The 25,856-nt window shown below is 77.0% G+C and carries 20 protein-coding genes; 7 read left to right on the forward strand and 13 right to left on the reverse strand.

The annotated features are described in order from the left end of the window. Positions 1-108: 108 nt before the first annotated feature. Positions 109-588: a hypothetical protein gene (locus tag ACRYM2_RS01320; RefSeq protein WP_432519290.1), complete on the reverse strand. Its 480-nt coding sequence runs from the start codon at positions 586-588 to the stop codon at positions 109-111. Between the two features lie 177 nt (positions 589-765). Between ACRYM2_RS01320 and ACRYM2_RS01325 the strand changes: the two genes are divergently transcribed. Next, a complete protein-coding gene (locus ACRYM2_RS01325) occupies positions 766-1,503 on the forward strand; it encodes an Atu4866 domain-containing protein (RefSeq protein ID WP_432519291.1) in 738 nt (245 codons plus the stop codon). On the opposite strand, the gene ACRYM2_RS01330 is transcribed toward ACRYM2_RS01325, so the two are convergent. After that, positions 1,487-1,933: a putative quinol monooxygenase gene (locus ACRYM2_RS01330; RefSeq protein ID WP_432519292.1), complete on the reverse strand. Its 447-nt coding sequence runs from the start codon at positions 1,931-1,933 to the stop codon at positions 1,487-1,489. The two genes, ACRYM2_RS01325 and ACRYM2_RS01330, sit on opposite strands and share 17 nt — an antisense overlap. A 132-nt stretch (positions 1,934-2,065) precedes the next feature. Here ACRYM2_RS01330 and ACRYM2_RS01335 point away from each other — a divergent pair, with 132 nt between their 5' ends. The 3 genes from ACRYM2_RS01335 to ACRYM2_RS01345 all read left to right on the forward strand — a co-directional run bounded on the left by ACRYM2_RS01335 (position 2,066) and on the right by ACRYM2_RS01345 (position 8,427). Further along, on the forward strand, positions 2,066-2,566 hold the full coding sequence (locus tag ACRYM2_RS01335; protein WP_432519294.1) for a winged helix-turn-helix transcriptional regulator: 501 nt from the start codon (positions 2,066-2,068) through the stop codon (positions 2,564-2,566). Between the two features lie 59 nt (positions 2,567-2,625). Then, entirely contained in the window at positions 2,626-5,538 is a 2,913-nt protein-coding gene (locus tag ACRYM2_RS01340; RefSeq protein WP_432519295.1) for an AAA family ATPase, read from the forward strand. Positions 5,539-5,622: 84 nt separating this feature from the next. Continuing rightward, the gene (locus ACRYM2_RS01345; protein ID WP_432519297.1) at positions 5,623-8,427 is read left to right on the forward strand and encodes an AAA family ATPase; all 2,805 of its coding nucleotides are present in this window, start codon (positions 5,623-5,625) and stop codon (positions 8,425-8,427) included. 64 nt (positions 8,428-8,491) lie between these two features. Here the strand turns inward: ACRYM2_RS01345 and ACRYM2_RS01350 are convergent, their stop codons facing one another. The 7 genes from ACRYM2_RS01350 to ACRYM2_RS01380 form a co-directional block, all read right to left on the reverse strand. Next, complete coding sequence (locus ACRYM2_RS01350; RefSeq protein ID WP_432519298.1) at positions 8,492-9,325, reverse strand: hypothetical protein; 834 nt, start codon at positions 9,323-9,325, stop codon at positions 8,492-8,494. Next, positions 9,322-9,831 carry a SigE family RNA polymerase sigma factor gene (locus ACRYM2_RS01355; protein WP_432519300.1) on the reverse strand — a complete coding sequence of 170 codons (510 nt, stop codon included), beginning with the start codon at positions 9,829-9,831 and terminating at the stop codon, positions 9,322-9,324. The genes ACRYM2_RS01350 and ACRYM2_RS01355 overlap by 4 nt, the downstream gene beginning before the upstream one ends. Before the next feature lie 103 nt (positions 9,832-9,934). Then, entirely contained in the window at positions 9,935-10,618 is a 684-nt protein-coding gene (locus ACRYM2_RS01360; protein ID WP_432519327.1) for a FadR/GntR family transcriptional regulator, read from the reverse strand. A gap of 169 nt (positions 10,619-10,787) precedes the next feature. Continuing rightward, a complete protein-coding gene (locus ACRYM2_RS01365; protein ID WP_432519301.1) occupies positions 10,788-11,585 on the reverse strand; it encodes a 3-oxoacyl-ACP reductase in 798 nt (265 codons plus the stop codon). Positions 11,586-11,611: 26 nt separating this feature from the next. Then, a complete protein-coding gene (locus tag ACRYM2_RS01370) occupies positions 11,612-13,021 on the reverse strand; it encodes an aldehyde dehydrogenase family protein (protein ID WP_432519302.1) in 1,410 nt (469 codons plus the stop codon). Next, positions 13,018-13,776: a gamma-glutamyl-gamma-aminobutyrate hydrolase family protein gene (locus tag ACRYM2_RS01375; protein WP_432519304.1), complete on the reverse strand. Its 759-nt coding sequence runs from the start codon at positions 13,774-13,776 to the stop codon at positions 13,018-13,020. The genes ACRYM2_RS01370 and ACRYM2_RS01375 overlap by 4 nt, the downstream gene beginning before the upstream one ends. Further along, a complete protein-coding gene (locus ACRYM2_RS01380; RefSeq protein ID WP_432519305.1) occupies positions 13,757-15,139 on the reverse strand; it encodes a glutamine synthetase family protein in 1,383 nt (460 codons plus the stop codon). Before ACRYM2_RS01380 ends, ACRYM2_RS01375 begins: the two co-directional genes overlap by 20 nt. 201 nt (positions 15,140-15,340) lie before the next feature. On the opposite strand from ACRYM2_RS01380, the gene eat reads away from it, so the two are divergent. Next, positions 15,341-16,792: an ethanolamine permease gene (gene eat, locus ACRYM2_RS01385; protein ID WP_432519328.1), complete on the forward strand. Its 1,452-nt coding sequence runs from the start codon at positions 15,341-15,343 to the stop codon at positions 16,790-16,792. 250 nt (positions 16,793-17,042) lie between these two features. Next, positions 17,043-18,935, forward strand: a complete 1,893-nt coding sequence (locus ACRYM2_RS01390; RefSeq protein ID WP_432519307.1) for a hypothetical protein — start codon at positions 17,043-17,045, stop codon at positions 18,933-18,935. Between the two features lie 46 nt (positions 18,936-18,981). On the opposite strand, the gene ACRYM2_RS01395 is transcribed toward ACRYM2_RS01390, so the two are convergent. Both ACRYM2_RS01395 and ACRYM2_RS01400 read right to left on the reverse strand, forming a co-directional pair. After that, the gene (locus tag ACRYM2_RS01395) at positions 18,982-19,911 is read right to left on the reverse strand and encodes an NAD-dependent epimerase/dehydratase family protein (protein ID WP_432519308.1); all 930 of its coding nucleotides are present in this window, start codon (positions 19,909-19,911) and stop codon (positions 18,982-18,984) included. After that, the gene (locus tag ACRYM2_RS01400; protein ID WP_432519309.1) at positions 19,908-20,555 is read right to left on the reverse strand and encodes a MerR family transcriptional regulator; all 648 of its coding nucleotides are present in this window, start codon (positions 20,553-20,555) and stop codon (positions 19,908-19,910) included. Before ACRYM2_RS01400 ends, ACRYM2_RS01395 begins: the two co-directional genes overlap by 4 nt. 125 nt (positions 20,556-20,680) lie before the next feature. Here ACRYM2_RS01400 and ACRYM2_RS01405 point away from each other — a divergent pair, with 125 nt between their 5' ends. Then, positions 20,681-23,716: an aminotransferase gene (locus ACRYM2_RS01405; protein WP_432519310.1), complete on the forward strand. Its 3,036-nt coding sequence runs from the start codon at positions 20,681-20,683 to the stop codon at positions 23,714-23,716. Between the two features lie 27 nt (positions 23,717-23,743). Here the strand turns inward: ACRYM2_RS01405 and ACRYM2_RS01410 are convergent, their stop codons facing one another. Beyond that, positions 23,744-24,508, reverse strand: coding sequence for a LamB/YcsF family protein (locus tag ACRYM2_RS01410; protein ID WP_432519329.1), 765 nt, complete (start codon positions 24,506-24,508; stop codon positions 23,744-23,746). Continuing rightward, complete coding sequence (locus ACRYM2_RS01415) at positions 24,505-25,728, reverse strand: NRAMP family divalent metal transporter (protein ID WP_432519312.1); 1,224 nt, start codon at positions 25,726-25,728, stop codon at positions 24,505-24,507. Before ACRYM2_RS01415 ends, ACRYM2_RS01410 begins: the two co-directional genes overlap by 4 nt. Positions 25,729-25,856: the final 128 nt, after the last annotated feature.

Genomic DNA, 25,856 nt, shown 5'->3' on the forward strand with positions numbered 1-25,856 from the left:
GCGGAAGGCTTCGGCGCAACCCTCGCCGCCCGCCTCCCGGCGCACCAGGGTGCAGCCGGGCCTGGTGCAGGTGGGGAGGACCCCACCCGCGCGCAGCCGGGATCCGCCTCAGCGCCTCGCGCGCCGCCGGTGCTGCAGGAGCAGCCGGCTCCCCCGCAGCAGCGACCACAGCAGCGCCGCGGCGGCGAGCACGACGCCGGGCAGGGAGATCAGCCCGATGCCGATGTTGGCCCCCACGGTCGCGGCGGTGGCCACGCGGTGAGCCACCGCGAGCAGGGCGCCGGCGGCGACCACGGGCAGCAGCACCGCCCACCACCGCCGGTCGCGGCGCAGCAGGGAAGACCTGCGGGAGAGCAGGACCGCCGCGGCGAGCAGGACCAGCAGGGAGAGCACGCCCGCCGCGGTCTCCCCGGCGGCGGACAGCCGCGGGTCCGCGAACTCCGGACCGGGGTCGCCGCCGGGCGTGGACAGGTCGCCGACGGCCCACCAGACGGCCACGGCCGTGGCGGGCAGCAGGAGCGCGAGGGGCACCACGGTGGCGACGGCCGCCGCCGTCGTGCGGTCGGGTGCCGTCGTGGTCGGGCGCATCGCGTCTCCTCGTGGTTCCGGGGTTCTTCAGGGTTCCGGGGTTCTTCGGGGTTCCGGGTGTTCCGGGTCCTCGGGGACGCACGGCTCGCCCCTGTGGATGCTAGGGAGCCCGGCGGCGGGCAGCCAGGGTGCGCCGGGGCCTGGCAGCGGTCGCCCGGGCGCCGCACGGTGGCAGCCATGAGCACTCCCTCCACCGCAGGACTGCTGGACGTGATCGAGTCCAACGCCCGGGGCGGCCACCGGCCCCTGCTGTTCGCCGGTGCCCGGATCCTGACCGCCGACCCGCTGCTCGGCGACTTCGAGCGGGCGGACCTCCTCCTGGGCGGCGAGCGCATCGTCGGCATCGGCCCGGGCCTGCTGACCGCCGCGGAGGACGACGACGCGATCGTCGTCGACTGCACCGGGCTGGTCGTCGTGCCGGCCGTCGTCGACACCGCCGCGCTCGCCGGGCTGCGGCCGCACCGCTCCGGGCGCTCGGGAGCCCTGGCGCCGGGCAACGCGGCGACCTTCGCCGTCCTGGAGGCCGGTGACGCCGGGCAGGACGAGGTGTCGCTGCTGCGCCGCCTGGTCGACCGCAGCAGTCCCGCGCTGGCCGCCGTGGTCGACGGGGCGGTGGTGCAGTGGGACGGCAAGCCCACCCGGGCCGTCGACCTCTCCAGCGGTGCGCGGCAGCAGGCTCCGGTCGACGCCTCGCGGACGGGTGAGTGGGTCGACCGGAGCGGTTTCCTGCACCAGTTCCTCAGCGCCGACGGCCGCTACGACGAGACGCGGGGCGGGCGGGCGCACGCGTTCCAGGGTTCGTTCTGGATCGACGGGGACCGCATCGACTACCTCGACGACCTGGGTTTCTGGGCCTTCGGGGAGTTCGTCGGCGACGAGCTGCACCACGCCGGGTACGTCATGCGCCGCCGTTGACGCCGCCGGCGGACCGGGCGGTGAGGGGACGCAGCCAGTGCGCCTCCAGCTCGCCCTCGACGAGCTCGCCGATGGCGGCGAAGTACGCCTGCATGAACGGCTGCGAGACGTGGGCGAGCAGGGCCGGCCCGGAGGACCAGCGTTCGTAGAACGCGAACGCGCGGGGGTCCTCGGCGGTGGTGTGCACCTCGTACTGCTCGTAGCCGGCCTCGGCGCGGGTGGGGGCGATGACCTTGCGGATCTCCGCCAGCAGTTCCTCCTCGCGCCCGGCCTTGGCGCGGGCGTAGCCGTACACGGCGACGGGGGTCGCGGAGGCGAGGACGTCGGCGGGGACGAGGCCGTGCGGGACGGCGTCGCCGGCGTCGGCCGGGGTGCTGATCGCGCTGCTCGTGCTGTTCGCGGCGCTGGTGGTGCCGTCGGTGGTGCTCACGGTCGTCCTCCTCGTGGTGGTCGTGCTGGTCGTGGGCGTCAACCCCCCACCTGAGTTGTCTATTCCTACTCAGATGGGGGGGTGGTCCCGCGCCGCCTGGTCGCCCGCGAGCGCACCGGCGATGATGGGGCGGTGAGCGCCGCACCGCAGGAACGACCGCCGGCGCACCTGGACGTGCGCGGCGACTACCAGGGCGAGGACCCCTGCTCGCTGGCCAACGCGCTGAAGGTCGTGGGGGAGCGGTGGACCTTCTTCGTGCTGCGCGAGGCCCTGGCCGGCACCACGCGCTTCAGCGACTTCCGCTCGACGCTGGGCATCGCCCCGGACGTCCTGAGCGCCCGCCTGTCCACCCTCGTCGAGGCGGGGGTCATGACCCGGCAGACGTACCGCGAACCCGGGCAGCGGGCGCGTGACGCCTACCACCTCACCGCCTCCGGCCGGCAGCTCGGCCTGGCGCTCGCCGCGCTGCAGCAGTGGGGGGACGCCCACACCCCCTCGCGGGCGCCCGCCACCACCGCCTACCGCAGCGACGACGGCCGCCCCGTCAGCGCCGGCTTCGTCGACGACCGGGGCAGGCCGCTGCCTGCGGAGCGGGTGCACGTGGAGCGCACCGCGGCCCACCCGGCCACCTGAGCCGCGCAGCGCACCCGCGGCGGTGACCGGACGGCCCGCGAGCGGGCAGGATGCCCGGCGTGACCCGGCCACCGCGCACGCACGCCGCGGGCGCACCCGGCGCCTGCCCCGCTGCGCCGCCGGCCCCGCTGCTCGGGCGCGCGCGCGAGCTGGCCGCGCTGGCCGCCGCGGTCGAGGCCGCGCGGCGGGGGCGCGGCGGCGCCCTGGTCGTGCGCGGCCCCGCCGGCATCGGCAAGTCGGCCCTCGTCGCCCGGGCCACCGGCACCTCGCGCGTCCTGTCCGTGACGGGGACGGAGTTCGAGGCCGGGCTGCCCTTCGCCGCGCTGCACCAGCTGTGCGCACCCCTGCTCGGGCACCTGCCGGCCCTGCCCGAGCCGCAGGCCGACGCCCTGCGCCGCGCCTTCGGACTCGCCGCGGCACCGGCCCCCTCCCGCCCGGACCTGCTCATCGCCGCGGGCGTGCTGACGCTGCTGCGCACCGCCGGGGAGCACGACCCGCTGGTCTGCGTGGTCGACGACGCCCAGTGGGTGGACCCCGCGAGCACCGCGGCGCTCGCCTTCGCCGCCCGTCGGCTCGGCGGTTGCGGCGTGGCCCTGCTGGTCGCGCTGCGCGACGGCGGACCCGACGGCGAACCCGAGGGTGGACCCGACGGCGCCGCCCCGGGGACGGCGGCACCGGGACCGGCGGGCACGGACCCCTGGCGGGGCCTGCCGCAGCTGCGGCTGGGGCCGCTCGGCGACGAGGAGGCGCGCGCGCTGCTGACCGCGCAGCCGCACGCGCCGCTGGACGCGCACGTGCGGGACCGCCTCGTGGCCGAGGCCCGAGGGAACCCCCTGGCCCTGCTCGAGCTGTCCCGCGGCGTCCCCGCGCTGCCGGCCCTGCCCGCGGACGCTCCGCAGCCGGGGCACGCGCCGGACCTGTCCACGGCGCTGCGGACCCGCTTCCTGCAGCGGCTGGCCGCGCTGCCCGCACCCACCCGGTTGCTCGTCCTGCTCGCCGCTGCCGAACCCACCGGGGACCCGCTGCTGCTGTGGAGGGCCGCGGGCCTGGTGGGCCTCGAGCCGCAGGCGGCCCTCGCGGCGGAGGAGGCCGCGCTGCTGGTGGTGGGCACCCGGGTGCGCTTCCGCCACCCCCTGGTGCGCTCGGCCGTCTACGAGGACGCGCCCGCGGCGCAGCGGCGCGCCGTCCACCGCGCGCTGGCGGCCGCCACCGACCCCGCGGGCGACCCCGACCGCCGCGCCTGGCACCTGGCGCTGGCCGCGGGAGGACCCGACGAGGTGGTCGCGGCCGAGCTGCAGCGCTGCGCCGGGCGTGCCCGCGACCGCGGGGGGCTGGCCGCCGCGGCCGCCTTCCTGCAGCGCGCGGCGGCGCTGACCCCGGACCCCTCGCTGCGCACCGACCGCCTGCTGGCCGCCGCCGAGGCCACCCGCACCGCCGGTGCCGCCGAGGCGGCGGTGCGGCTGCTCGACGGCACGCGCGGCGAGGTGCTGACGGCGCACCAGGCGGCCCTGGCGCAGGTGGTGCGCGCCCGCACCGAGCGCGACCGCGACCGCGGCGCCGACGCGGCCCGCGCCCTGCTGCAGGCCGGTCGCGCCCTGGCCGGCACCGACGTCGCCGCCGCCCGCGAGGTGCTGTTCGAGGCGTTCGCGGCCTTCGTCTTCGCCGGCCGCTTCGCCGATCCGCACCTGGCCCAGGACCTCGTCGCCAGCGTCGAGCTGCTGCCGGAGCCCGACCGCCCGGACGCCGGCCAGCTGCTCTTCCGCGGGCTGCTGACCCAGGCCACGCGCGGTCGACCGGCGGCGCTGCCGCTGGTGCGGGAGGCGGTCGCCGCCTGCCTGGAGCCGGGCACCCGCCTGCACGGGGGTCAGCTGTGGCTGGCGTGCAGCTCGGCGCAGGAGCTGTGGGACGAGCGGGCGCTGCGGACCATCGCCGAGCGCCAGCTCCGGCTCGCCCGCCGCACCGGCGCCTTGGCCGACCTGCCCGTCACCCTCAGCTACCGGGCTCTGGAGCACGTGCACGCCGGCCGCCTCGACGACGCCGACGAGCTGGTCGCCGAGTCGCGGCGCGTCGCCGAGGAGCTGGGCGTGCCGCCGATGCTCTACATGGACGTCACCGTCGCCGCGTGGCGCGGTGACGCCCGGCGCACCGCCGCGCTCGTCGAGGAGGGCGGGCGCACCGCCCGGCGTCGGCAGGAGGGGCGGCTGCTGAGCGCCCTGGAGCACGCCCGCACCGTCCTGCTCAACGGCCAGGGGCGGCACGCGGAGGCGCTCACCGCCGGCCTGCGGGCCGCGCAGCTGGACGAGCACAGCTACCGGGCCTGGATCTGGCCGGACGTCGTCGAGGCCGCCGTGCGCAGCGGACGGCACGAGCTGGCCGCGGAGCTGGCCGGGCGGCTGGCCGAGGGAGCCGCCGGTGCCGTCGCCGCGGGCAGCCCCTGGGCCGCCGGCGTCGTGGCGCGCACCCGCGCGCTGGTCAGCCCCGGCGCCGACGCCGAGCAGCACCACCACGAGGCGATCGAGCACCTGCAGCGCAGCGCCGCCGCTCCCCAGCTGGCCCGCACGCACCTGCTGCTGGGGGAGTGGCTGCTCGAGGCGGGACGCCGGCAGGAGGGCCGGCAGCGGTTGCGCACGGCCCTGGAGCAGCTGTCCGCCCTGGGGCTGGAGGGTTTCGCCGCCCGCGCCCGCAGGGGGCTGGCCGCGCTCGGGGACCGGCCCGCCCACCGCGCCGACGGCTCCGGCGCCGCCTTGAGCGCCGCCGAGCGGCGGGTGGCCCACCTGGTCGCCGAGGGCGCCACCAGCAAGGAGGTCGCCGCGCAGCTGCAGCTCAGCCCGCGCACGGTCGACGCCCACCTGCGCGGCATCTTCGCCAAGCTGGGGCTGACCTCCCGCCGCCAGCTGCGCGAGCCGCAGGTGCGCCGGCGCCTGGGACGGGTGCCCGGTGACCGGGAGCAGCCGCCGGGCACGTCCGCGTGAGCCGCCCCGGCCCGCTGCCGGCACCGCGTACGGTGGCAGCGCCGGGCGCGGAGCGGGCCCGTGCGAGGAGGAGGACGGACGAGGGTGCTGCACGGGCGTGCTCACGAGCTGGGCGTCCTGCGGGAGGTGGTGGCCGCGGCCGCCGCGGGGCGCGGCGCGGCGCTCGTGGTGCGCGGTGGGGCCGGCATCGGCAAGAGCGCGCTGCTGGCGGAGGTGGAGCGCGGCAGCGGGCTGCCCGTCGTCAGCGCCGCGGGCTCGGAGCTGGAGGGGCACCTGCCCTACGCGGGCCTGCACCAGGTGTGCCACCCCTTCGTGCGCCACCTGGACGAGCTGCCCCCGGCCCCGGCGCGTGCGGTGCGCCGCGTGCTGGGGATCGACGCCGGCGACGGCACCGACGAGCCGCCGGCCGCCGTCGCCGCCGCGGTGCTCGCCCTGCTGCGCGCCGCCGCGCCGCGCGGCCTGGTGTGCCTGGTCGACGACGCGCACTGGCTGGACCCGGCCAGCGCCGAGGTGCTCGCCGCGGCCGCCCGGCGCGTCGGCACGGTGCCGCTGGCCCTGCTGCTGGCCGCGCGCGACGCACCGGAGGCGGTGGAGGGGAGCGGCGGCGAGTCCGGGAACTCCGCCGGAACACCCGCCGGGACCGCTGCGGCGGACGACGCCTTCGCGCGGCTGCCGCACCTGCGGCTGGCCCCGCTGCCCGAGGACGCCGCCCGCCGGTTGCTGCAGGCGCAGGTGCGCACCCCCCTGGACGCGGCCGTGCGCGAGCGCATCGTCGCCGAAGCCGCCGGCAACCCCCTCGCGCTGCTGGAGCTGCCGCACGCCGCCGACGCCGGTCCCGGCGGCCGGGACGACCTCCACCCGCCGCGCGGCGGCTCGACCTCCGAGGCCCTCAGCGCGCGGTTCGCGCACCGTGCGGCCCGCTTGCCCGCTCCGGCCCGCCTGCTGCTCACCCTGGCGGCCGCCGAGCCCACCGGCGAGCCCGCGCTGCTGGAACGCGCCGCCCCGCGGCTGGGGCTGGGCACCGCCGAGCGCGAGCAGGCCCTGGCCACCGGGCTGCTCACGATCGGCGAGCGGGTGCGCTTCCGGCACCCGCTGGCCCGCTCCGCGGTCTACCGCACCGCACCGCAGTCCGAGCGCCGCAGCGTGCACGCGGCCCTGGCCGCCGTGACCGACGCGGCCGGCGACCCCGACCGGCGGGCGTGGCACCTGGCGCAGGCCGCCGCCGGCCCCGACGAGGCGGTGGCCGCCGAGCTGGAGCGCTCGGCGCTGCGCGCGCGCCGGCGCGGGGGGTTCGCCGCCGAGGGTGCGTTCCTCGAACGCGCCGCGGTGCTCAGCGTCGACGCCGCCGCCCGCACCGCGCGCCTGCTGGCGGCCGCCGAGGCGCAGCGCGCCGCGGGCGTGCCCGAGGCCGCGCTGCACCTGGTGGCGGTCGCCGGGAACGGCCCGCTCACCCGTGCCGAGCGCGCCGCCGTCGACGCGCTGCGCGCCCGCAGCGCCTACGACCGCTCCCGCGACCCGGCGGCGATCGGCCTGCTGCTGTCGGCGGCCGCCTCCCTGGCCGAGGTCGACGTGGCCCGCGCCCGCGAGGTCCTCCTGCAGGCGCACGCCGCCGTCGTCTTCGCCGGCCGCTTCGCCGACGCCGGCCTGGCGGAGCGGGTGGCCCGCGCGGTGCGGGGGCTGCCGGCCGGTACCGGCACGAGCGCGCGATCGTCGCTGGACGGGTTGCTGCAGGGCCTGCTGGCGCACCGGCTGGACGGTTCCGCGGGCGTCCCGCCGCTGCGCCGGGCCGTCGACGACCACCTGGCGCGGGGGACGGGTCTCCTGCAGGAGGGGGTCCTCTGGTTGGCCTGCAGCGCAGCGCAGGACCTGTGGGACGAGACGGCCTTCCAGGTCATCGCGGAACGCCAGCTGGCGGCGGCCCGCGCGGCCGGGGCCGTGGCCGTGCTGCCGGTGGTCCTCAGCTACCGGGCGCTGGCCCACGTGCACGCCGGGCAGTTCGCGCAGGCCCAGGAACTGGTCGACGAGAGCCACCGGGTCACCGACGAGCTCGCAGCGCCGCGCATGCCCTACGTCGACGTCACCGTGGCGGCCTGGCGCGGCCTGTCCGGGCGCACCGAGCGGCTGTGCGCCGCGGCCGAGGCCGACGCCGTCGAGCGCCGGGAGGGACGGCTGCTGACGGCGGTGCAGTACGCCCGGGCGGTCCTCCTCAACGGCCAGGGCCGCTACGCGGAGGCGCTGCGCTCCGCCGCGCCGGCCGGGGAGCTCGACGAGCAGAGCATGCGGGTGTGGATCGGCCCGGAACTCGTCGAGGCCGCGGCGCGCGCGGGTGCACCCGAGCAGGCCCGCGCCGCGCTGCAGCGCCTGGAACGCAGCGCTGCGGCCATCGAGGGCGACTGGCCGGCGGGGGTGCTGCACCGGTGCCGTGCGCTGCTGAGCACCGGCGCGGCGGCCGAGGAGCACCACCGCGCGGCCCTGGAGCACCTGCAGCGCACGGCGGCCGCTCCGCACCTGGCGCGCTCGCACCTGCTGTTCGGGGAGTGGCTGCGGCGCGAGGGGCGCAGGCGGGAGGCGCACCGGCAGCTGCAGCGCGCCCACGAGCTGCTCACCGCTCTGGGCGCGCACGCGTTCGCCGCCCGCGCAGCCGGTGAGCTGCAGGTGCTCACCGGCGGGGCTCCCGGCGCCGGCCGCGGGCCGCTGACCGCCAGGGAGCTGCAGGTGGCGCAGCTGGTGGCCGCGGGCGCGACGACGCAGGAGGTCGCCGCGCAGCTGGTCATCAGCCCGCGCACGGTCGACGCGCACCTGCGCGCCGTCTTCGCCAAGCTCGGGATCGGTTCGCGCCGCGACCTGCGCGAGTGGTCGGCCGAGCTGCCGGGCCCCGCCGGCCGGTGACCCGCGAGCTCCACCCGGAGCGGGTACCGCTGCGGTGCAGGGGGTCCGCTCCGGGTGGGGAGGGTCAGGGCTGAATCGGCAGCCGGCCCCCCGCGAGCAGCAGTTCCCCGCCCATCGTCTTCGCCTCGTCGGGTTCGACGTTCCACAACCGCGCCAGCTGCACGGCGTCGTCGTAGTCGTACCCGGCGGTGAAGAAGGCGTCGCGCCGCTCCTCGGCCACCTCGGCCGCGGGATCCGTCGCGGGACCCGCTGCGGCGCCGTCGCTCCCGGGAGCGCTGGGGGCGATGGGCAGCTGCCTGCCCGCCAGCAGTTCCGTGCCCCCGGTGATCTTCGCCTCGTACGTCCCGACGTTCCACAGCTGCCCCAGCTGCACGGCGTCGTCCATGGTGTACCCGGCGGCGAAGAACGCGTCGCGCTGCGGCGCCTCCGGATCCGCAGGCGCCGCAGGTGCCGCGACCGGCAGCTCGCGCCCGTCCAGCAGGTCCGCGCCGGCGGTCACCTTGGCCTCGACGGGTTCCACGTTCCACAACCGCCCCAGCTGCACGGCCTCCTCCCAGCCGTAGCCGGCGGCGAAGTAGGCGTCGAGCCGAGCCTGCTCCAGCGGGTCCGGAGTCGCCTCGGCGGCCGCCGAGGTGGCGGCCTCCGGCGCTGCGGGCGCTCCCGCGGCCGGGCTCACCGAGGAGGCCGCGCCGGTGCCCGGCCAGCCGCCCTGCCCCAGCGCCACCACACCGACCACGCCCGCGGCGACGGCGCCGGCCGGCGCCACCAGCAGCGCGCGGCGCCGGCGCACCCTCCGCCGCCCGCCCCGGCTGGCCGCGGCCGGCAGCCACGCCGGCGCCTGCACCTCCTGCACCGCTGCGGCCATCTCGCGCCGCAGGCGCTCCTCCAGCTCGTTCACCACCGGCTCATCTCCTCCTCGTCCACGTCCTGGCGATCCACGTCCATGAGCTCGCGCAACCGGGCCAGCCCCTTGGCGGCCTGGCTCTTGACGGTCCCGCGCGAGACGTCCAGCTCGTCGGCGATCCGTTCCTCCGACCAGTCCTCGAAGTAGCGCAGCACGATGACCGCCCGCTGCCGCGGCGGCAGCCGGCGCAGCTGGGCCACGACGTCCGCGCGCACCGCCCGGTCCGCCGCCCCGTCGGGGACGGCCCGCTCGTGCCAGTCGTGCAGGGGGACCTCCCGCGGGCGGCGACCCGCCCGGCGCCACCGGTCGGTGACGGCGCGGCTCATCGCGGTGCGGGCGTACGCCTGCGGGTCCTGCACGGAGCGCCAGCGCACGTAGACGCGCTCCAGCACCTCCTGCAGGAGGTCCTCGGCGGCCGCGCGGTCACCGGTCAGCAGCAGCGCGGTCCGCATGAGCCCGCTGCTGCTGGCGGCGGCGAACTCCTCGAACGTCTCCTGCACGGGTTCCTCCTGACGACGGCTGCTCCCACCAAGACGCCGCAGCGCCCCGCCGGGTTGCCCGCCGGGCGCGACGCGTCCGCCCCCGGTCGTGGGCGCGGGCCCCTCAGCTGAGGAACCCGCGCAGCAGCGCGGCGCTGCCCTCGACGTGGCGCACCATCTCCGCGCGCGCCCGCGCGGGGTCGCCGGCCAGCACGGCGGCCACGATGCGCCGGTGCTGGGCGTTGGAGTGCTGCAGGTTCACCGTCAGCAGCGGGATGCGGTCGAGCAGGTCGTTGACGCGCATCCTGGCGTCCGCGACCGCCGCGACCAGCGAGGTCGAACCACCGGCCTCGGCCAGCGCCAGGTGCAGGCGGGAGTCGCAGCGGCGGTAGTCCTGCGCCGACGCCGCGTCGGCGGCCCGCAGGTGGGTCTCCAGCTCCCGCCGCTGGGCGGTGCTCAGCCCCCGCCGGGCGGCGACCTCCACCGCCCCGACCTCCACCACCCAGCGCAGGGTCAGGACGTCCTCGACCTCGGCGGCCGAGGGCGCCGGTCCGGGACCGGGCAGCGGCGCGGCCTCGCGCACGAAGGTGCCGCCGCTGCGCCCGCGCCGGACCTCCACCCAGCCCGCCGCGTGCAGGGCCGCCAGCGCCTCCCGCAGCGTCGAGCGGGAGACCCCGAGCCGCAGCGCGAGGTCGCGCTCGGCCGGCAGCCGCTGCCCCGGCGGGACGAGGCCGAGGCGGATCGTCTGCAGCAGCCGCTCCACGGTCTCCTCGAACGCGTTGCCGGTGCGCAGCGGGCGCAGCACCACCGGCTCGGCCTCCGCCGCCTCCGCCGCCTCCGCCGCCTCCGCCGCCTCCGCCGCCTCCGCCGCCTCCGCCGCCTCCGCCGCCTCCACCGCCTCCGCCGCCTCCACCGCCTCCGCCGCCTCCACCGCCCCCTGCGGTGCGCCCGCGTCCGTCACGGCCGCGCGAGCGCTGTCACAGCGGTGTGACGTAGGCGCTGGAGATCCCGCCGTCGACGAGGAACGTGGACGCCGTGATGAACGAGGCGTCGTCGCTGGCGAGGAAGGCCACGGCCGCGGCCAGCTCCTCGGGTTCGGCGAAGCGGCCCACGGGGACGTGGACCAGCCGGCGCGCGGCCCGTTCGGGGTCCGCGGCGAACAGCTCCCGCAGCAGCGGCGTGTTCACCGGCCCCGGGCAGAGGGCGTTGACGCGGACGCCCTCGCGCGCGAACTGCACGCCCAGCTCGCGGCTCAGCGCCAGCACACCGCCCTTGGAGGCGGTGTAGGAGATCTGCGAGGTCGCCGAGCCGAGCACCGCCACGAACGAGGCCGTGTTGACGATGGAGCCGCGGCCCTGGGAGCGCATGTACGGCAGGGCGGCCTTGCAGCACAGGTACACCGAGGTGAGGTTCACCTCCTGCACCCGCTGCCAGGCCTCCAGGCCGGTGGTGAGGATGGAGTCGTCCTCGGGCGGGGAGATGCCGGCGTTGTTGAAGGCGACGTCCACGGAGCCGTAGGTGCGGTGCGCCGTGGCGAACAGCTCCTCCACCTGCGCGGGGTCGGTGACGTCCGTGCTCACGAAGAGGCCGTCGACCTCCTCCGCGGCGGCCTGCCCGGCGCTCGCGTCGACGTCGGCGACGACGACGCGGGCCCCCTCGGAGGCGAGCCTGCGGACGGTGGCCAGGCCGATCCCGCTGCCCCCGCCGGTGACGACGGCGACGCGGCCGGGCAGGCGGCGGGAGGTGGGGGCTTCCTGCGTGCTGGCGGTCGTCACGGTGCGGCCTCTCGTGGGGTGGTGGATCAGGTGGTGGAGATGAAGACGTTCTTGACGTCGCTGAAGGCGTCCAGCGCGTGCGGACCCAGCTCCCGGCCGAGGCCGGACTCCTTCACCCCGCCGAAGGGGGTGCTGTACCGCACCGAGGAGTGGGAGTTCACCGACAGGTTCCCCGCCTCCACGGCGCGGCTGACCCGCAGCGCCCGGCCGAGGTCCCGCGTCCAGATCGAGCCCGAGAGCCCGTAGCGGGAGGCGTTGGCGATGCGGACGGCGTCGGCCTCGTCCTCGAAGGGCGTCACGGTGACGACGGGGCCGAAGACCTCCTCGGTGGCCACCCGCACGCGCGGGTCCGGTGCCAGCACGACCGTCGGCCGGAACCAGAACCCCGGGCCGTCGGGTGCGGTGCCGGTGAACGCCACGCTGGCGCTGCCGCCGAGCGCCTCGTCGGAGAGGAAGCCCGCCACCCGGTCGCGCTGGGCCGCGGAGATCAGCGGGCCCATCTGCGCGCCGGGGGAGCGCGGGTCGGCCACCCGCACGGCCTGCACGGCGGGTTCGAGCATCTCGAGGAAGCGGTCGTGGACGCTGCGCTGCACGAGGATGCGGGAGCGGGCGCAGCAGTCCTGACCGGCGTTGTCGAAGACCCCGTCGGGCGCCGTGGCCGCGGCGCGCTCGAGGTCGGAGTCGGCGAAGACGATGTTCGCGCTCTTGCCGCCGAGCTCCAGGGTGACGCGCTTGACGTGCCGGGCGGCGCCGGCCATGACGCTGCGCCCGACGGCGGTGGAGCCGGTGAAGACCAGCTTGCGCACGGCCGGGTGCTCGACGAGCCGCTGGCCGACCACGTCGCCCCGCCCGGGCAGCACCTGCAGGACCCCCTCGGGGATGCCCGCCTCCAGCGCCAGCTCCGCGAGCCGCATCGAGGTCAGCGGTGTCAGCTCGGCGGGCTTGAGGACGACGGTGTTCCCGGCAGCCAGCGCCGGGCCGGTGCTCCAGGCCGCGATGGGCATCGGGAAGTTCCACGGGGTGATGACGCCGACCACGCCGAGGGGTTCGTGGAAGGTGACGTCGATGCCGCCGGCCACGGGGATCTGGTCGCCGAGGTGGCGCTCCACGGCACCGGCGGAGTACTCCAGCACGTCGCGGGCGTTGCCCGCCTCCCAGCGGGCGCCACCGCTGGGGTGGCCGGCCTCGCGCACCTCCAGGTCGGCGAGGTGGTCCAGGTCGGCGTCGACCGCCGCGGCGAAGCGGCGCAGCAGCCGCGCGCGGTCGGCCGGGGCGACGTCGCGCCAGGCGGGGAAGGCCGCGGCGGCGCGCTCGACGGCGGCGTCGGTGGCGGCGGTGCCGGCCATCTCCACGGTCGTGAACGCCGCCCCCGTGGAGGGGTCCACGACGTCCTGGGTGCCGCCCGGGCGCTCGGCGTCCTCGCGCGCGGCGCTCACCGCGGCACCGCCGCGGACGCCTCGCGGGCGGCGGCGACCACGGCCGCGAAGAGCCGGCGGTCGGCCGCGTCCTGCTCGGGGTGCCACTGCACGCCCAGCAGGAACCCCGCGGCGGGGTCGGCGCCCTCGACGGCCTCCACGGTGCCGTCGGCCGCCCGGGCCGCGACGCGCAGGTCCTCGGCGAGGCGGTCCACGGCCTGGTGGTGGTAGCAGTGCACCGCGACCTCCTCGCCGAGCAGGTCCCGGACCCGGGAGCCGGGTTCCGTGCGCACCTCGGTCCTGGCGAAGGTGGCGGTCGAGGCCTGGTGCCGGCGACCGTCCAGGACGTCGGGCAGGTGCTGGTGCAGGGTGCCGCCCAGCGCGACGTTGAGGAGCTGCGCCCCGCGGCAGATGCCCAGCACCGGCAGGCCCAGGCGCAGCGCGGAGCGCACCAGCGAGACCTCGTGGTGGTCGCGCGCCGGGTTCGGCGAACCCGTGGTGGCCAGCGGCGCCTGCCCGTAGCGGGCCGGGTCGACGTCGCCGCCGCCGGTGAGGACCAGCGCGTCGAGGTCCGACACCTCGGCGTCGGACCAGCCGGGCCCCTCCGGCCCGCACGGCGGCAGCAGCACCGGCCGGCCGCCGGCGGCGCGCACGCCGTCGACGTACGCGGCGGGCAGCAGCGCGGAGACGACGTCCCAGTCGCCGTGCCTGCTGGGTTCGAGGTAGGTCGTCAGGCCGATGAGCGGCCTGCGGTCCTCAGAGGCGTTCGAAGCCACGGGCACGCTCCCAGTCGGTGACGGCGGCCTGGAAGGCCTCCAGCTCCACGTGCGCCGCGCGCGCGTAGTGGTCGACGACGTCGTCGCCGAAGGCCCGCCGGGCGACGGCCGAGCCGGCGAACAGCTCCGCCGCCGAGAGCAGGGTGGTCGGCACCCGCGGGGCGCCGCCGGTGTAGGCGTTCCCGGTGGTCGCCTCCTCCAGCTCCAGCCCCTCCTCGATGCCGTGCAGCCCGGCCGCGAGGAGCGCCGAGACGGCCAGGTAGGGGTTCGCGTCACCGCCGGGGACGCGGTTCTCCATGCGCAGGGACGGGCCGTGACCCACCACCCGCAGCGCGCACGAGCGGTTGTCGTGGCCCCACGCCACCGCGGTGGGGGCGAACGAGCCGTCGGCGAAGCGCTTGTAGCTGTTGACGTTCGGCGCCAGCAGCAGGGTGAGCTCCCGCAGCGCCGCGAGCTGGCCGGCGAGGAAATGGCGCATCACCGGTGCCATCGCGCTCCCGTCGCCGGCGGCGAAGACCGGGGTGCCGTCCAGGTCGGTGAGGCTGAGGTGGATGTGGCAGGAGTTCCCCTCCCGCTGGTCCAGCTTGGCCATGAACGTGACGGACATGCCCTCCTGCGCCGCGATCTCCTTGGCGCCCAGCTTGAAGACGGAGTGCTGGTCGCAGGTGGTCAGGGCGTCGGCGTAGCGGAAGCCGATCTCGTGCTGGCCGAGGTTGCACTCGCCCTTGGCGGACTCGGTGTAGAGGCCCGCACCGTCCATCTCGTTGCGGATCCGGCGCAGCACCGGCTCGACGCGGCCGGTCCCCAGGAGGGAGTAGTCGATGTTGTAGGTGCTCGCGGGGCGCAGGTCGCGGTAGCCGTTCGCCTGCGCCTCCTCGTAGGTGACGCGCAGCAGGTTGAACTCCAGCTCGGTGGCGACCAGCGGGCGCAGGCCGTGCTCCTCCAGGCGCTGCAGCTGGGCGAGCAGGACCTGGCGCGGGGAGGGGCGCACCGGCTCCCCGTCGAGCTGCAGCACGTCGCACAGCACCATCGCGGTGGCCGGGTGCCAGGGGATGCGGCGCAGCGTGCCGAGGTCGGGGCGCAGCAGGAAGTCGCCGTAGCCGCGCGACCAGGAGGTGATCTCGTAGCCGTCGACGGTGTTCATCTCGACGTCGACCCCGAGCAGGTAGTTGCACCCCTCGGTGCCGTGCTCGAGCACCTCGTCGAGGAAGAACCGCCCGGTGACGCGCTTGCCCTGCAGGCGGCCCTGCATGTCGGTCATCGCGACGAGGACGGTGTCGACCCGGCCGGCGGCGATGTCGCGGCGCAGGTCCTGCAGCGGCAGGGGCGCGGCGACGGTCGCCTCGGTGCTGGTGCGCCCCACGGGGCCTCCTCGGGTCAGCGCTTCCGGACCAGCCGAATGGTCCGCGGGCGAACCATTCCGAGCATCGAAGTCCCCTCCCGGACGGCTGTCAAGACCGTTGACGCCGCAGCCGCCGCCGGGCATGCTCGGCGCGCGTCCCGAAGCGGATCAGCGGTGATCCACGAGCTCCACCTCGGGCACCACCTGGCCTCGGAGGTCGGCATGAGCGCGCAGCGCACCCCCCACTCGTCCCGCGTCGGCTACGACGACGTCTCCAGCGACTACCTGCGGCAGCGGCAGCTCAAGAGCGGTGCCGCCGGCTGGGTGCTGCTCGCCGGCCTGGGGGTGGCCTACGTCATCTCCGGGGACTTCTCCGGCTGGAACCTCGGCCTCGCCGAGGGCGGCTGGGGCGGGCTGCTCATCGCGTTCGTGCTGATGGGCGTCATGTACACGTGCATGGTGTTCGGCCTCGCGGAGATGTCCTCGTCGCTGCCGGTGGCGGGCGCGGGCTACGGTTTCGCCCGCCGCGCCCTCGGCCCGCTGGGCGGCTACGCCACCGGCATCGCCATCCTCATCGAGTACGCCATCGCACCGGCCGCCATCGCCACCTTCATCGGCGGCTACGTCCAGGCGCTCGGCTTCATGACCGACGTGGACCCGTGGCCCATCTACCTCGCCGCCTACCTGGTGTTCGTCGGCGTCCACCTGTGGGGGGTGGGTGAGGCGATGAAGGTCATCTTCGGCATCACCGCCCTGGCGGTGGTCGCGCTGGTGGCCTGGGTCGTGGGGATGGTCGGGCACTTCCAGTGGTCCAACCTCTTCGACATCGCCCCGGACGGTTCCGCGGGTTCCTCCTCGTTCCTGCCGTTCGGCTACGCGGGGGTGCTGGCCGCGTTCGTCTACGGGATCTGGTTCTTCCTCGCCGTCGAGGGCGTCCCGCTGGCGGCGGAGGAGGCGCGCGACCCCCGACGCGACATGCCGCGCGGCATCATCGCCGCGATGCTGGTCCTGCTGGTGTTCGGTGCGGCGGTGCTGCTGCTGGCTCCCGGTGGTGCGGGCTCCTCGGCGATGCAGGACTCGGGCAACCCGCTGCCGGAGGCGGTGCGCATCGCCTCCGGCGGGGACACCGCGCTCGCGACGGTCGTGAACTGGGTGGGCCTGGCCGGTCTGGTGGCCAGCTTCTTCTCCATCGTCTACGCGTACTCGCGGCAGCTGTTCGCGCTCTCCCGCGCCGGCTACCTGCCGCGCTGGATGTCGGTGACGGGCCGGCGCAAGACCCCGTACGTGGCGCTCGTCGTCCCCGCCACCATCGGCTTCGCGCTCGCGGCGCTCACCCAGGACGGCGCGCTGCTCATCAACATCGCCGTCTTCGGCGCCACGGTGTCCTACGTTCTGATGAACCTCTCCCACATCGTGCTGCGCCGCCGCGAGCCGGACCTGGAGCGCCCCTACCGCACCCCCGGCGGGGTGGTCACCACGGGCACCGCGCTCGTGCTGTCCGCGACGGCCGTCGTCGCGACGTTCTTCGTGGACCGGCTGGCGGCGGGCATCACCGCCGCCGTGTTCGCCGCGTTCCTGGCCTACTTCTGGTTCCACTCGCGCCACCACCTGGTGGCCAGCGCCCCCGAGGAGGAGTTCGCCGCGGTGCAGGCGGCGGAGGCCGGGCTGAAGTGAACCCCGCCGGCGCCGGGGAGCCCCGGAGGCCACGGGGAGGGTTCGCCGGACCCGGACCCGCGTGGACCGGGAGCTGGACCGGGTCGATCTTCCTCTCACCGACCCGGCCAGCCCCCGACAGCATCACACAGCCGCCAGCCCGTGTCAGCCGGTCCCCTCGCCGCCGCCCCGACCCCGTGGACCGGGGGCCCGGCCCGCGAGGACCGCGCGAGGCTGCAGGTCCGTGCCCGGTGTGCCGATCACGGGAGGTGTGAGCGCGCGCCCCCTCGATGCCCGGCTGCTGCGGACCCTCGGCCACGGCCGGCGGCTGCCGTGGTGGGCGCGGGCGTGGTGGCCGTTCCTCACGCTGACCGCCTTCACCGCGCTGGCGTGGGTGTCCACCCCCTGCGAGCCGTGCACGCCGGCGGCCCCCTGCGGCGCCGAGCCGGTCTTCGGGGTGGGTGCGGGCGCCCTGGTGGCCGGTGCGCTCCTGACGGCCGCGGGCGGCTGGGGTGCGCTCGCGGCGACGGCGCTCGGGCTGGTGCTGACCAGCGCGCCCGACGACCCGCCGCTGCTGTGGGCGGCTGCCGCGGCGCACCTGGGTCTCCAGGCGGCCGTCGTGCACCGGCGCAGCGCGACCGGGGCGCTGCGGGCGGTGCGGGCGCTGGCGGCCCGGGGCGGTGGGCCGACCGGCGGGCAGGTGGAGCTCGCGGTCGGGCGGGTGCCCCGCGAGGAGGCGCAGGTGCCCCGCACCGGCGGGCAGGTGCTCCGCCGCGGCGTGCACCTGCTGCGCCCCGGTGCGGCGGTGGTGGCCGCCGCCGTGCTGACGGGGGCGCTGGCCGCGCTCGCCGTGGGCGTGCAGCGCCACGAGGACGCCGCGCAGCGCGCGGCCGCCGTCGTGGACGCCGTGGTGCTCTCGCACTCCGCGGACGGCGTCAGCGTGCGCGTGCGGCTGGACGGTGCCGCCGTCGGCGGTGCGGGCGGCGCGCGCACCGCGGACGTCGACGTCCTGGACCAGGCGGACCACCCGGTGGGGGCGAGGACGTGGTTGTGGCGCTTCCCGGACGGCGGCACCCGGCCGGTGGCCGAGCCCTACGACGCCTGGGGCGCGACCTCCGCCACCGGCGCCGCGCTCGGCCTGCTGCTGACGGCGGGCTCGCGGCAGGTGGTGCGGCGCACGCGCCGGTGCCGGTACCTGACGCTGCCCCAGCCCACGTGGCGCGCCCGCGCCCGGGTGCTGCCCGGGGTCGCCGCGGTGTACGCGGTGGACGCCGCACCGGCCGACGAGCCGGTCCTGCTCGTGCCCCTGGCGGGTGAGGACGACGGGGAGTTCGACGGGGAGTTCGACGGGGAGCTTGACGGGGAGTTCGAGGAGCTGCCCGATCCGGTGGACGTCCAGCTGGCCGGGCTGCCGCTGCCGGGGCAGTGGTGCGCGGTCGGCGTCGACGGCGCGTGGCTGGTGCCGGTGGCCGCGGCCGAACCCGGTGCGGGCGGGCCGCCGCTGGTCCTGCCCGAGCTCGACGAGCAGGGGCTGCCGCTGCTGGAGGTGCCGACCGGGGACCTGGCCCCGCGCGACGTGGTGCCCCTGGACGGCCCCGTCGGCGACGGCGGGCAGCACCGCGCGCCGGCCGGCGTGGCGGTGCTCGCCCTGCTGCCCGCCCTCGTCGTCAGCGCCGTCGGGCTGGAGCGGGTGGACGAGCTGCTGCAGGAGGTGCTGTGGCGCGCGCTGGTCGCCGCCGGGCTGGGGCTGCTCGCCCTGGAGCTGGCCTGGCGGGGGCACCTGCGCCCGCGCCTGAGCTGGGACGGCGCCGGCCTGGTCGTGGTGGAGGAGTTCGGGCGGGCACGGCGCTCCGGGTGGGACGGCCTGGTCGACGTGGAGGTGCTGCCGAGGGCCCGGCTGCGGCTGGTGCTGCTCACCGATCCCGCGCAGGGGCTGGACTCGCCGGTGAGCGTGCACGAGCTGACGTGCGCCCACGCCTGGCTCCCCGGGTGGGCGCGGCGCGGGTGGCGCACCGCCCCGCAGCTGCGGGCCGCGCTGCTGGCGGCACGTGAGCGCGGCCTGCGCGGCCGGCGCCCCCTGGAGCTGGTCCCGGCGCCGGTGCGCCCGGGCGTGCTGTGGGGGGTGTGGCTGCTCGTGGTGGTGCTCGCCTGGATCAACCGCTGACCCGCGTGCGCCGTCGCGGGCAGCCACCCGGCGGATCACCGGCGGATCACCGGCGTGGCGTCGCCCGTGCCGCCGCCAGCGCCGCGGCGATGCCCTCCGCCAGCGGGGTCGGGGCGGTGCCGAAGGCGGTCTGGAACGCCGTGGAGTCCAGCACGTGCGGTCCGGTGTACTGGTAGCTCATCTCGAGCGTCTCCCGCGCGGCGGTGTTGAACAGCGCCCCGAGGCGCAGCGTGGTCGCGCTCATGACGGCGGTCCGGGCGCCGGGGCCCGCGGCGAGCCGGACGTGCTGGCGCCCGGTGAGCGCCGGGGCGGTGGGCAGGTGCCAGGTGCGGCCCCGGGCCCGGCGGGCGGTGCCCAGGACGGCGAGGGCGTCGCCGATGTCGGGGGTGTACGCGAGGGAGTGCGGCTGGTCGGCGTCCAGCAGCCAGGTGCCCGTCCTGCCGGCGGCGATCCTGTCGAGGGCGAAGGTGTTGAACGCGCTCGTCGACGCGCCGGGGCCGTAGAAGTCGGAACTGCGCCCGATCGTCACGGCGAGCCCGCGGGCGGCCGCCGCGTCGAGCAGTTCCAGCGCGGCCGCGCGCACGCGCCCCTTCCTGCTGCTCGGGGCGATCGGGGTGCCCTCGGTCATCGGGCCGTGCACGCGCCCGTAGGCGTACACGTTGTCGAAGTACACCAGGTGGCTGCCCTGCTCGAGCGCTGCGTCGACGGTGTTCCGGACGATGACCGGCCACTGCTCGGCCCAGACGCGGGAGGAGTACGGCAGTCCCGCCACCAGGTAGGCGACCTCGGCTCCGCGCAGCGCGCGGGCGACGTCGGCGCCCTGGAGGAGGTCGGCGGTCACGGAGCGCACCCCGTCGACGGGAGAGGGGCGCCGGCCGACGGAGGCGGTGCTCCGGCCGTGCGCCAGCAGTGCCCGGACGGTCTCGCGGCCGACGACGCCGTTGCCGCCGAGGACGACGTGCGCGGGGGCGGTCACCGCCGCCTCCCCCGGGGACCGGCGGCGGGGAAGGCGTCCCGGGTGGCGTCCTGCTGCGCGAGCCGGCGCAGGCCGGCGAAGAGCGGGTCGCCGAGGACGGTGCCGACGACCATGAGTTCCGCGACGGCGTCCCGGTCGCTGCGCCCGGAGAGCGCGTGGAGGTCGGCCGCGGCGGCGGTGCCGGCGGCGGCCGCGTACGCGTCGAGGTACTCCTCCGGCGGGTCGAAACCGATGGCGCGCAACCCGTCGAGGGCGCGTGCGGCCGCCTCGAACCCGGGGTTGTCGCTGGTGGCGCACCAGCCCCGGGCCGCGGCGAGCGCCTCGACGCGGGCGCGCGCGGTTCCGCTCGGGGCGGACTCCTGGACGCGCCGGGCGCTCATCGCGTGCTGCGCGGCCCGGAACGTCTGCGCCAGCGGCGCGGCCTCGGCGTCCAGGGCGGCGATGACGTCCTTCGTCGCGGCGATCGAGAGGCCGCCCGTCTCCAGCAGCGCCCGGACCAGCCGGACGCGCTGCACGTGCGCGTCGCCGTAGGCGACCTGGTTCGGCGCGCTCTTGACGCCGGCGGGCAGCAGCCCCTCCCGCTGGTAGTACTTCACGGCGGACAGGGGGACACCCGCCTGCTCGGCCAACTCGGATACCTTCACTCTCCGAAAGTAGCACTATCCGCTTCGGTCGCACAGGTGCCCGGCACCGTGCTCCGCACCACAGTGCCCGGTCGCGGCCGGTGCGGTCGTTGACGATGGGTGCCCGCCCACCTAGCGTCCGCGGTGTGGACACGGCACCGCGCACCTTCGACTTCTTCACCGCCGGCGAGCTGCCGGCCCCGACGGTCCCCCCGGCGGAGGTCGAGGAACTCGTGGCCGAGCACTTCGGCTGGCGCGTCGAGCTGCAGGCGCTGGGCAGCCAGCAGGACCAGAACTTCCTCGCCCGCGAACCGGGTGGTGCCCACCCCGTGGCGGTCGTGAAGCTGGCCAACCCCGCCTTCAGCCTGCTGGAGGCGCAGGCGCAGGACGCGGCGGCCGACGCCGTCGCCGCCGCGAACCCCGACCTGGCCGTCTCCCGGTTGCTGGAGCGCGGGGGCCGCCGCCTGCGCGCCGTCCTGCCGACGAGCCAGGGGCCGCTCGTGGTGCGCCTGCTGGAGTTCCTGCCGCACGGCACCCTCGTGCACGCCGGTCACCTGCGCCCGCAGGCCGTCGCCCGCTTCGGCGAGGTGGCCGCCGCGGTGAGCCTGGCCCTGGCTCCCTTCGAGCACCCGGGCACCGAACGCGTCCTGCAGTGGGACCTGCGCCACGCCTCCCGCGTCGTGCGCGCCCTCGTGGACGCCCACCCCGACCCCGCCCGCGCCCGGCGGGTGCGCCGCGCCGCCGATCAGGCCTGGGAGCGGGTGCAGCGCGTGGCCGACCGGCTGCCCGTGCAGGCCGGGCACTTCGACCTCACCGACGACAACCTCACCGCGCAGCACGCCGGTTCCACCCTCGCCGGCGGGGTGCTGGACTTCGGTGACGTCACCACGTCCTGGGCCGTCGCCGAGCTCGCCGTCACGCTGTCGTCGGTGCTGCACCACCCCGGTGCCGAACCCGCCGACGTCCTGCCGGCGGTGCGCGCCTTCCACGAGCGGCGGCCGCTGTCGCCCGAGGAGCTGGAGGCGCTGTGGCCGCTGGTCGTGCTGCGCGGCGCGGTCCTCGTGGTCAGCGGTGAGCAGCAGGTCGCCGTCGACGCCACCGGGCGCGGCGACGGTCTCGGGGCACCCGGCGGTGCCGGCCAGACCGTCGGCAACGGCTACGCCGCCGCAGCCCTGGAGCGCGAGTGGCGCATCTTCGAGGTCGCCGACTCCGAACCCCTGGACGTGGTCACCGCCGCGCTGCGCGCCGCGCTCGGCGTGCCCGCGCGACGGGTCCGGCCCACCGGGCGCGCCGCCGCCCCGGCCGGGCCGCTGGAGCTCGTGGACCTGTCGGTGACCTCCCCGTCGGCCGACGAGGGGGCCTGGCAGGACGGCCCCGCCCTCCTGGAGCGCGCCGTGCGGCGGGTGCTCGCCACCGGCGCCGGCGCGCTCGTCCCCTTCGGCGTACCGCGCATCGACCGCACGCGCGCGCTGTCGGCCACCAGCGCCGCGACGGTGCCCACCGGCGCCTCGTGGTGGCCGAGCGGCGACGTCGCGCTGCACGCGCCGTGGCCGGGGCGGCGGCGGGTGCGGGCGGGCGTGCTGGAACTGCGCTCGGCGCAGGGGACGCTGGTGCTGCACGGCCTCGACCCGGACGGCAGCGACCCGGACGGCGGCGACCCGGACGGCGGCGACCCGGACGGCGGCGCAGCGGGCGCCGAGGTGGCGGCCGGCGAGCGCCTCGGCACCGCCCGCGCCGGTGCGCGCCTCGACGTCCAGCTGCTGGACGCCGGCGTCCCCGCCGAGGGGTTCCCGCTGTTCGTGCGCCCCGAACTGGCGCTCGGGTGGCTGTCGCTGGCCCACGACCCCGCGCCGCTGCTGGGAGCGCCCGCGGCGCCCGATCCGGCGCGCACCTTCGCCGACCCCGCCGAGCTGCTGGCCCGCCGGGACGCCGTGTTCGCCACCGTCCAGGAGCACTACTACGAGGCGCCGCCCCGCATCGAGCGCGGCTGGCGCCACCACCTGCTGGACACCACCGGCCGCTGCTACCTGGACATGGTGAACAACGTCACCTCGGTCGGGCACGCGCACCCGCGCGTCACCGAGGCCGCGACGGCCCAGCTGCGCCGGCTCAACACCAACTCGCGCTTCCACTACGGCGCGCTCGTCGAGTTCGCCGAGCGGATCGCGGACCTGCTCCCGGCACCGCTGGACACCGTCTTCCTGGTGAACTCCGGTTCCGAGGCCGTCGACCTGGCGCTGCGCGTGGCCATGGCCGCCACCGGCCGGCGCGACGTCGTCTCGGTGCTGGAGGCCTACCACGGCTGGACGCTGGCCAGCGACGCGGTGTCCACCTCCACCGCCGACAACCCCGCCGCCCTGCAGACGCGCCCCGACTGGGTGCACACCGTCGACGCGCCGAACCCCTACCGGGGACGCCACCGCGACGCCGAGGCCAGGCGCTACGGGCCGGAGGCGGCGGCGCGCATCGCCGGGCTGGCCGCCGAGGGGCGCGCGCCGGCGGCCTTCATCGCCGAGACGTTCTACGGCAACGCCGGGGGAGTGCGCCTGCCGGACGGCTACCTGGCGCAGGTGTACGCCGCCGTGCGCGCCGCCGGCGGTCTGGCCGTCGCCGACGAGGTGCAGGTCGGCTACGGCCGGCTCGGGGAGTTCTTCTGGGGCTTCGAGCAGCAGGGCGTCGTCCCCGACGTCGTCGCCGTCGCCAAGGCCGTCGGCAACGGGTTCCCCCTCGGCATCGTCGCGACCTCCCGGCAGGTCGCCGAGCGCTACCGCAGCCAGGGCTACTTCTTCTCCTCCAGCGGCGGCAGCCCCCTGTCGTGCGCGGTCGGTTCCGCCGTCCTCGACGTCATCGCCGAGGAGGGCCTGCAGGAGAACGCCCGCACCGTGGGCGGGCACCTGCGCGCGCGGCTGCTCGACCTCGCGGCCGCGCACCCCCTCATCGGCGCCGTGCACGGCAGCGGCCTGTACGTCGGTGTCGACCTCGTCGAGGACCCGGTCACCCGCGCCCCGGCCGCCGCGGCCGCGGCGGGGATCTGCGACCGGATGCTGCGCCTGGGGATCGTGCTGCAGCGCACCGGCGAGCACGGCAACGTGCTGAAGGTGAAGCCCCCGTTGTGCCTGGACGTCGAGGCCGCCGACTTCTTCGCCGACGCCCTCGGGCGGGTGCTCGCCGAGGGCTGGTGAGCCCCCGGCGCCGCTCCGCCGGACCCCTCAGCCGAGCGGCGCGAACGGCGCGATCGGCACCCCGGCGGCGGTGAGGGCCTCGCGCACCCGCTGCGCGATGGCGACCGCGCCGGGGGTGTCGCCGTGCACGCAGATCGAGGCGGCCTCCACGGGGACGACGCTGCCGTCCACGGCCTCGACCTCGCCCTCGGTGGCCATCCGCACGCACCGGCGGGCGATCTCCTCGGGGTCGTGCAGGACGGCGCCGGGTTCGCCGCGGGGGACCAGCGTGGCCCGCGGGGTGTACGCGCGGTCGGCGAACGCCTCCGCCACGACCTCCAGACCGGCCTCGGCGGCCAGGGCGAGGAAGCGGGAACCGGGCAGTCCGAGCACCGGCAGCGCCGGGTCGTAGCGGCGCACGGCCTCCACGACGGCGGCGGCCTGCGCCTCGTGGTGGACGATCGCGTTGTACAGCGCGCCGTGGGGCTTCAGGTAGGCCACCCGCGTCCCGGCGACGCGGGCGAACGCCTCCAGCGCGCCGAGCTGGTAGAGCACGTCGTTGGTCAGCTCGGCCGGGTCGACCTCGATGAACCGGCGGCCGAAGCCGGGCAGGTCCCGGTAGCCGACCTGCGCGCCGACGACGACGCCGCGCGCGGCCGCCAGCTCGCAGGTGCGCCGCAGCACGGTCGGGTCCCCGGCGTGGAAGCCGCACGCCACGTTCGCGCTCGTCACCACCCCGAGCAGCGCCTCGTCGTCGCCCAGGGTCCAGCGGCTGAAGCTCTCGCCGAGGTCGGAGTTCAGGTCCACGGTCAGCTCCAGATGCTCGAGAGGGTGGCCAGCGAGCGGTAGGCCAGGAACAGCGCCACGAACCAGGCCAGCAGGCCGGCGCCGACCAGCCAGCGCGGGTAGCGGTACCCGCCGAGCAGGTCGCGGCGGCGCAGCGCGACCCAGAGGACGACGACCAGGCCCAGCGGCAGGACGAGGCCGTTGAACGCACCGGCGAACACCAGCAGCTGCGCCGGAGCGGCACCCGCGAGGAGGAAGAAGGCCGAGCACACCACGATGAACGCGATGGTCAGCAGGTTGCGGGTGCGCACCGGGGTGCGGGAGGTGGTGAGGAAGCTGACGGAGGTGTACGAGGCCCCGATGACCGAGGTGAGCGCCGCAGCCCACAGCACGACGCCGAACACCCGCAACCCGACCTGGCCGGCCGCCGACTCGAACGCCGTGGCGGCGGGGTTGTCGGTGGCCAGCGAGACGCCACCGGCGACGACGCCGAGGATGGCCAGGAACAGCAGGGCCCGCATGACCGCGGTGATGACGATGCCGGTGACGGAGCTGCGGGTGATGGCGCGGACGTTCTGCGGCCCGGTGAGGCCGGAGTCCAGCAGCCGGTGGGCGCCGGAGTAGGTGATGTAGCCGCCGACGGTGCCGCCGACGATCGTGGTGATGGCCAGGGCGTCGATCGTCTCCGGCGCGACGACGTTGCGCAGGGCCTGGCCCACGGGCGGGCCGGACACGACCGCGACGTAGGCCGTCATGGCGATCATCACCAGGCCGAGGACGACGACGATCCGGTCCAGCGCGGCGCCCGCGGCCCGGCTGAGGAAGATGGCGATGGCCAGCAGCGCGGACAGCCCGGCGCCCCAGCGGGGGTCGAGGCCGACCATCGCGTTCAGGCCCAGCCCGGCGCCGGCGACGTTGCCCACGTTGAAGACCAGGCCGCCGAGGACGACGAGGCCGGTCAGCGCCCACCCGGCCCCGGGCAGGACGCGGTTGCCCAGCTCCTGGGCCCGCATCCCGGAGACGCCGATGACGCGCCACACGTTCAGCTGCAGGGCGATGTCGACGAGGATGCTGACGACGATGGCGAAGGCGAACGCCGCACCCAGCTGCGCGGTGAACGTCGTCGTCTGGGTGATGAAGCCCGGACCGATCGCGCTCGTCGCCATGAGGAAGACGGCGCCGAGCAGGGTGCGGCGCGCCGCGCGGCGGTCCACGCCGCCGCTCGTGCGGGCGGCCTCGGTGCTCACGAGGTGCTGCCGGGGCGGTCCGCGCGGACCGCGGCACCCGGGGCGGTGACGACGGCGGCCGTCTGGTGGACCTCGCCCCGCCGGTCGCGCACGAAATACGGGTGAGTCAGCTTCGAGAGGTCATCCGG

Source organism: Kineococcus aridisoli, assembly GCF_050871885.1.
Lineage (GTDB): Bacteria > Actinomycetota > Actinomycetes > Actinomycetales > Kineococcaceae > Kineococcus.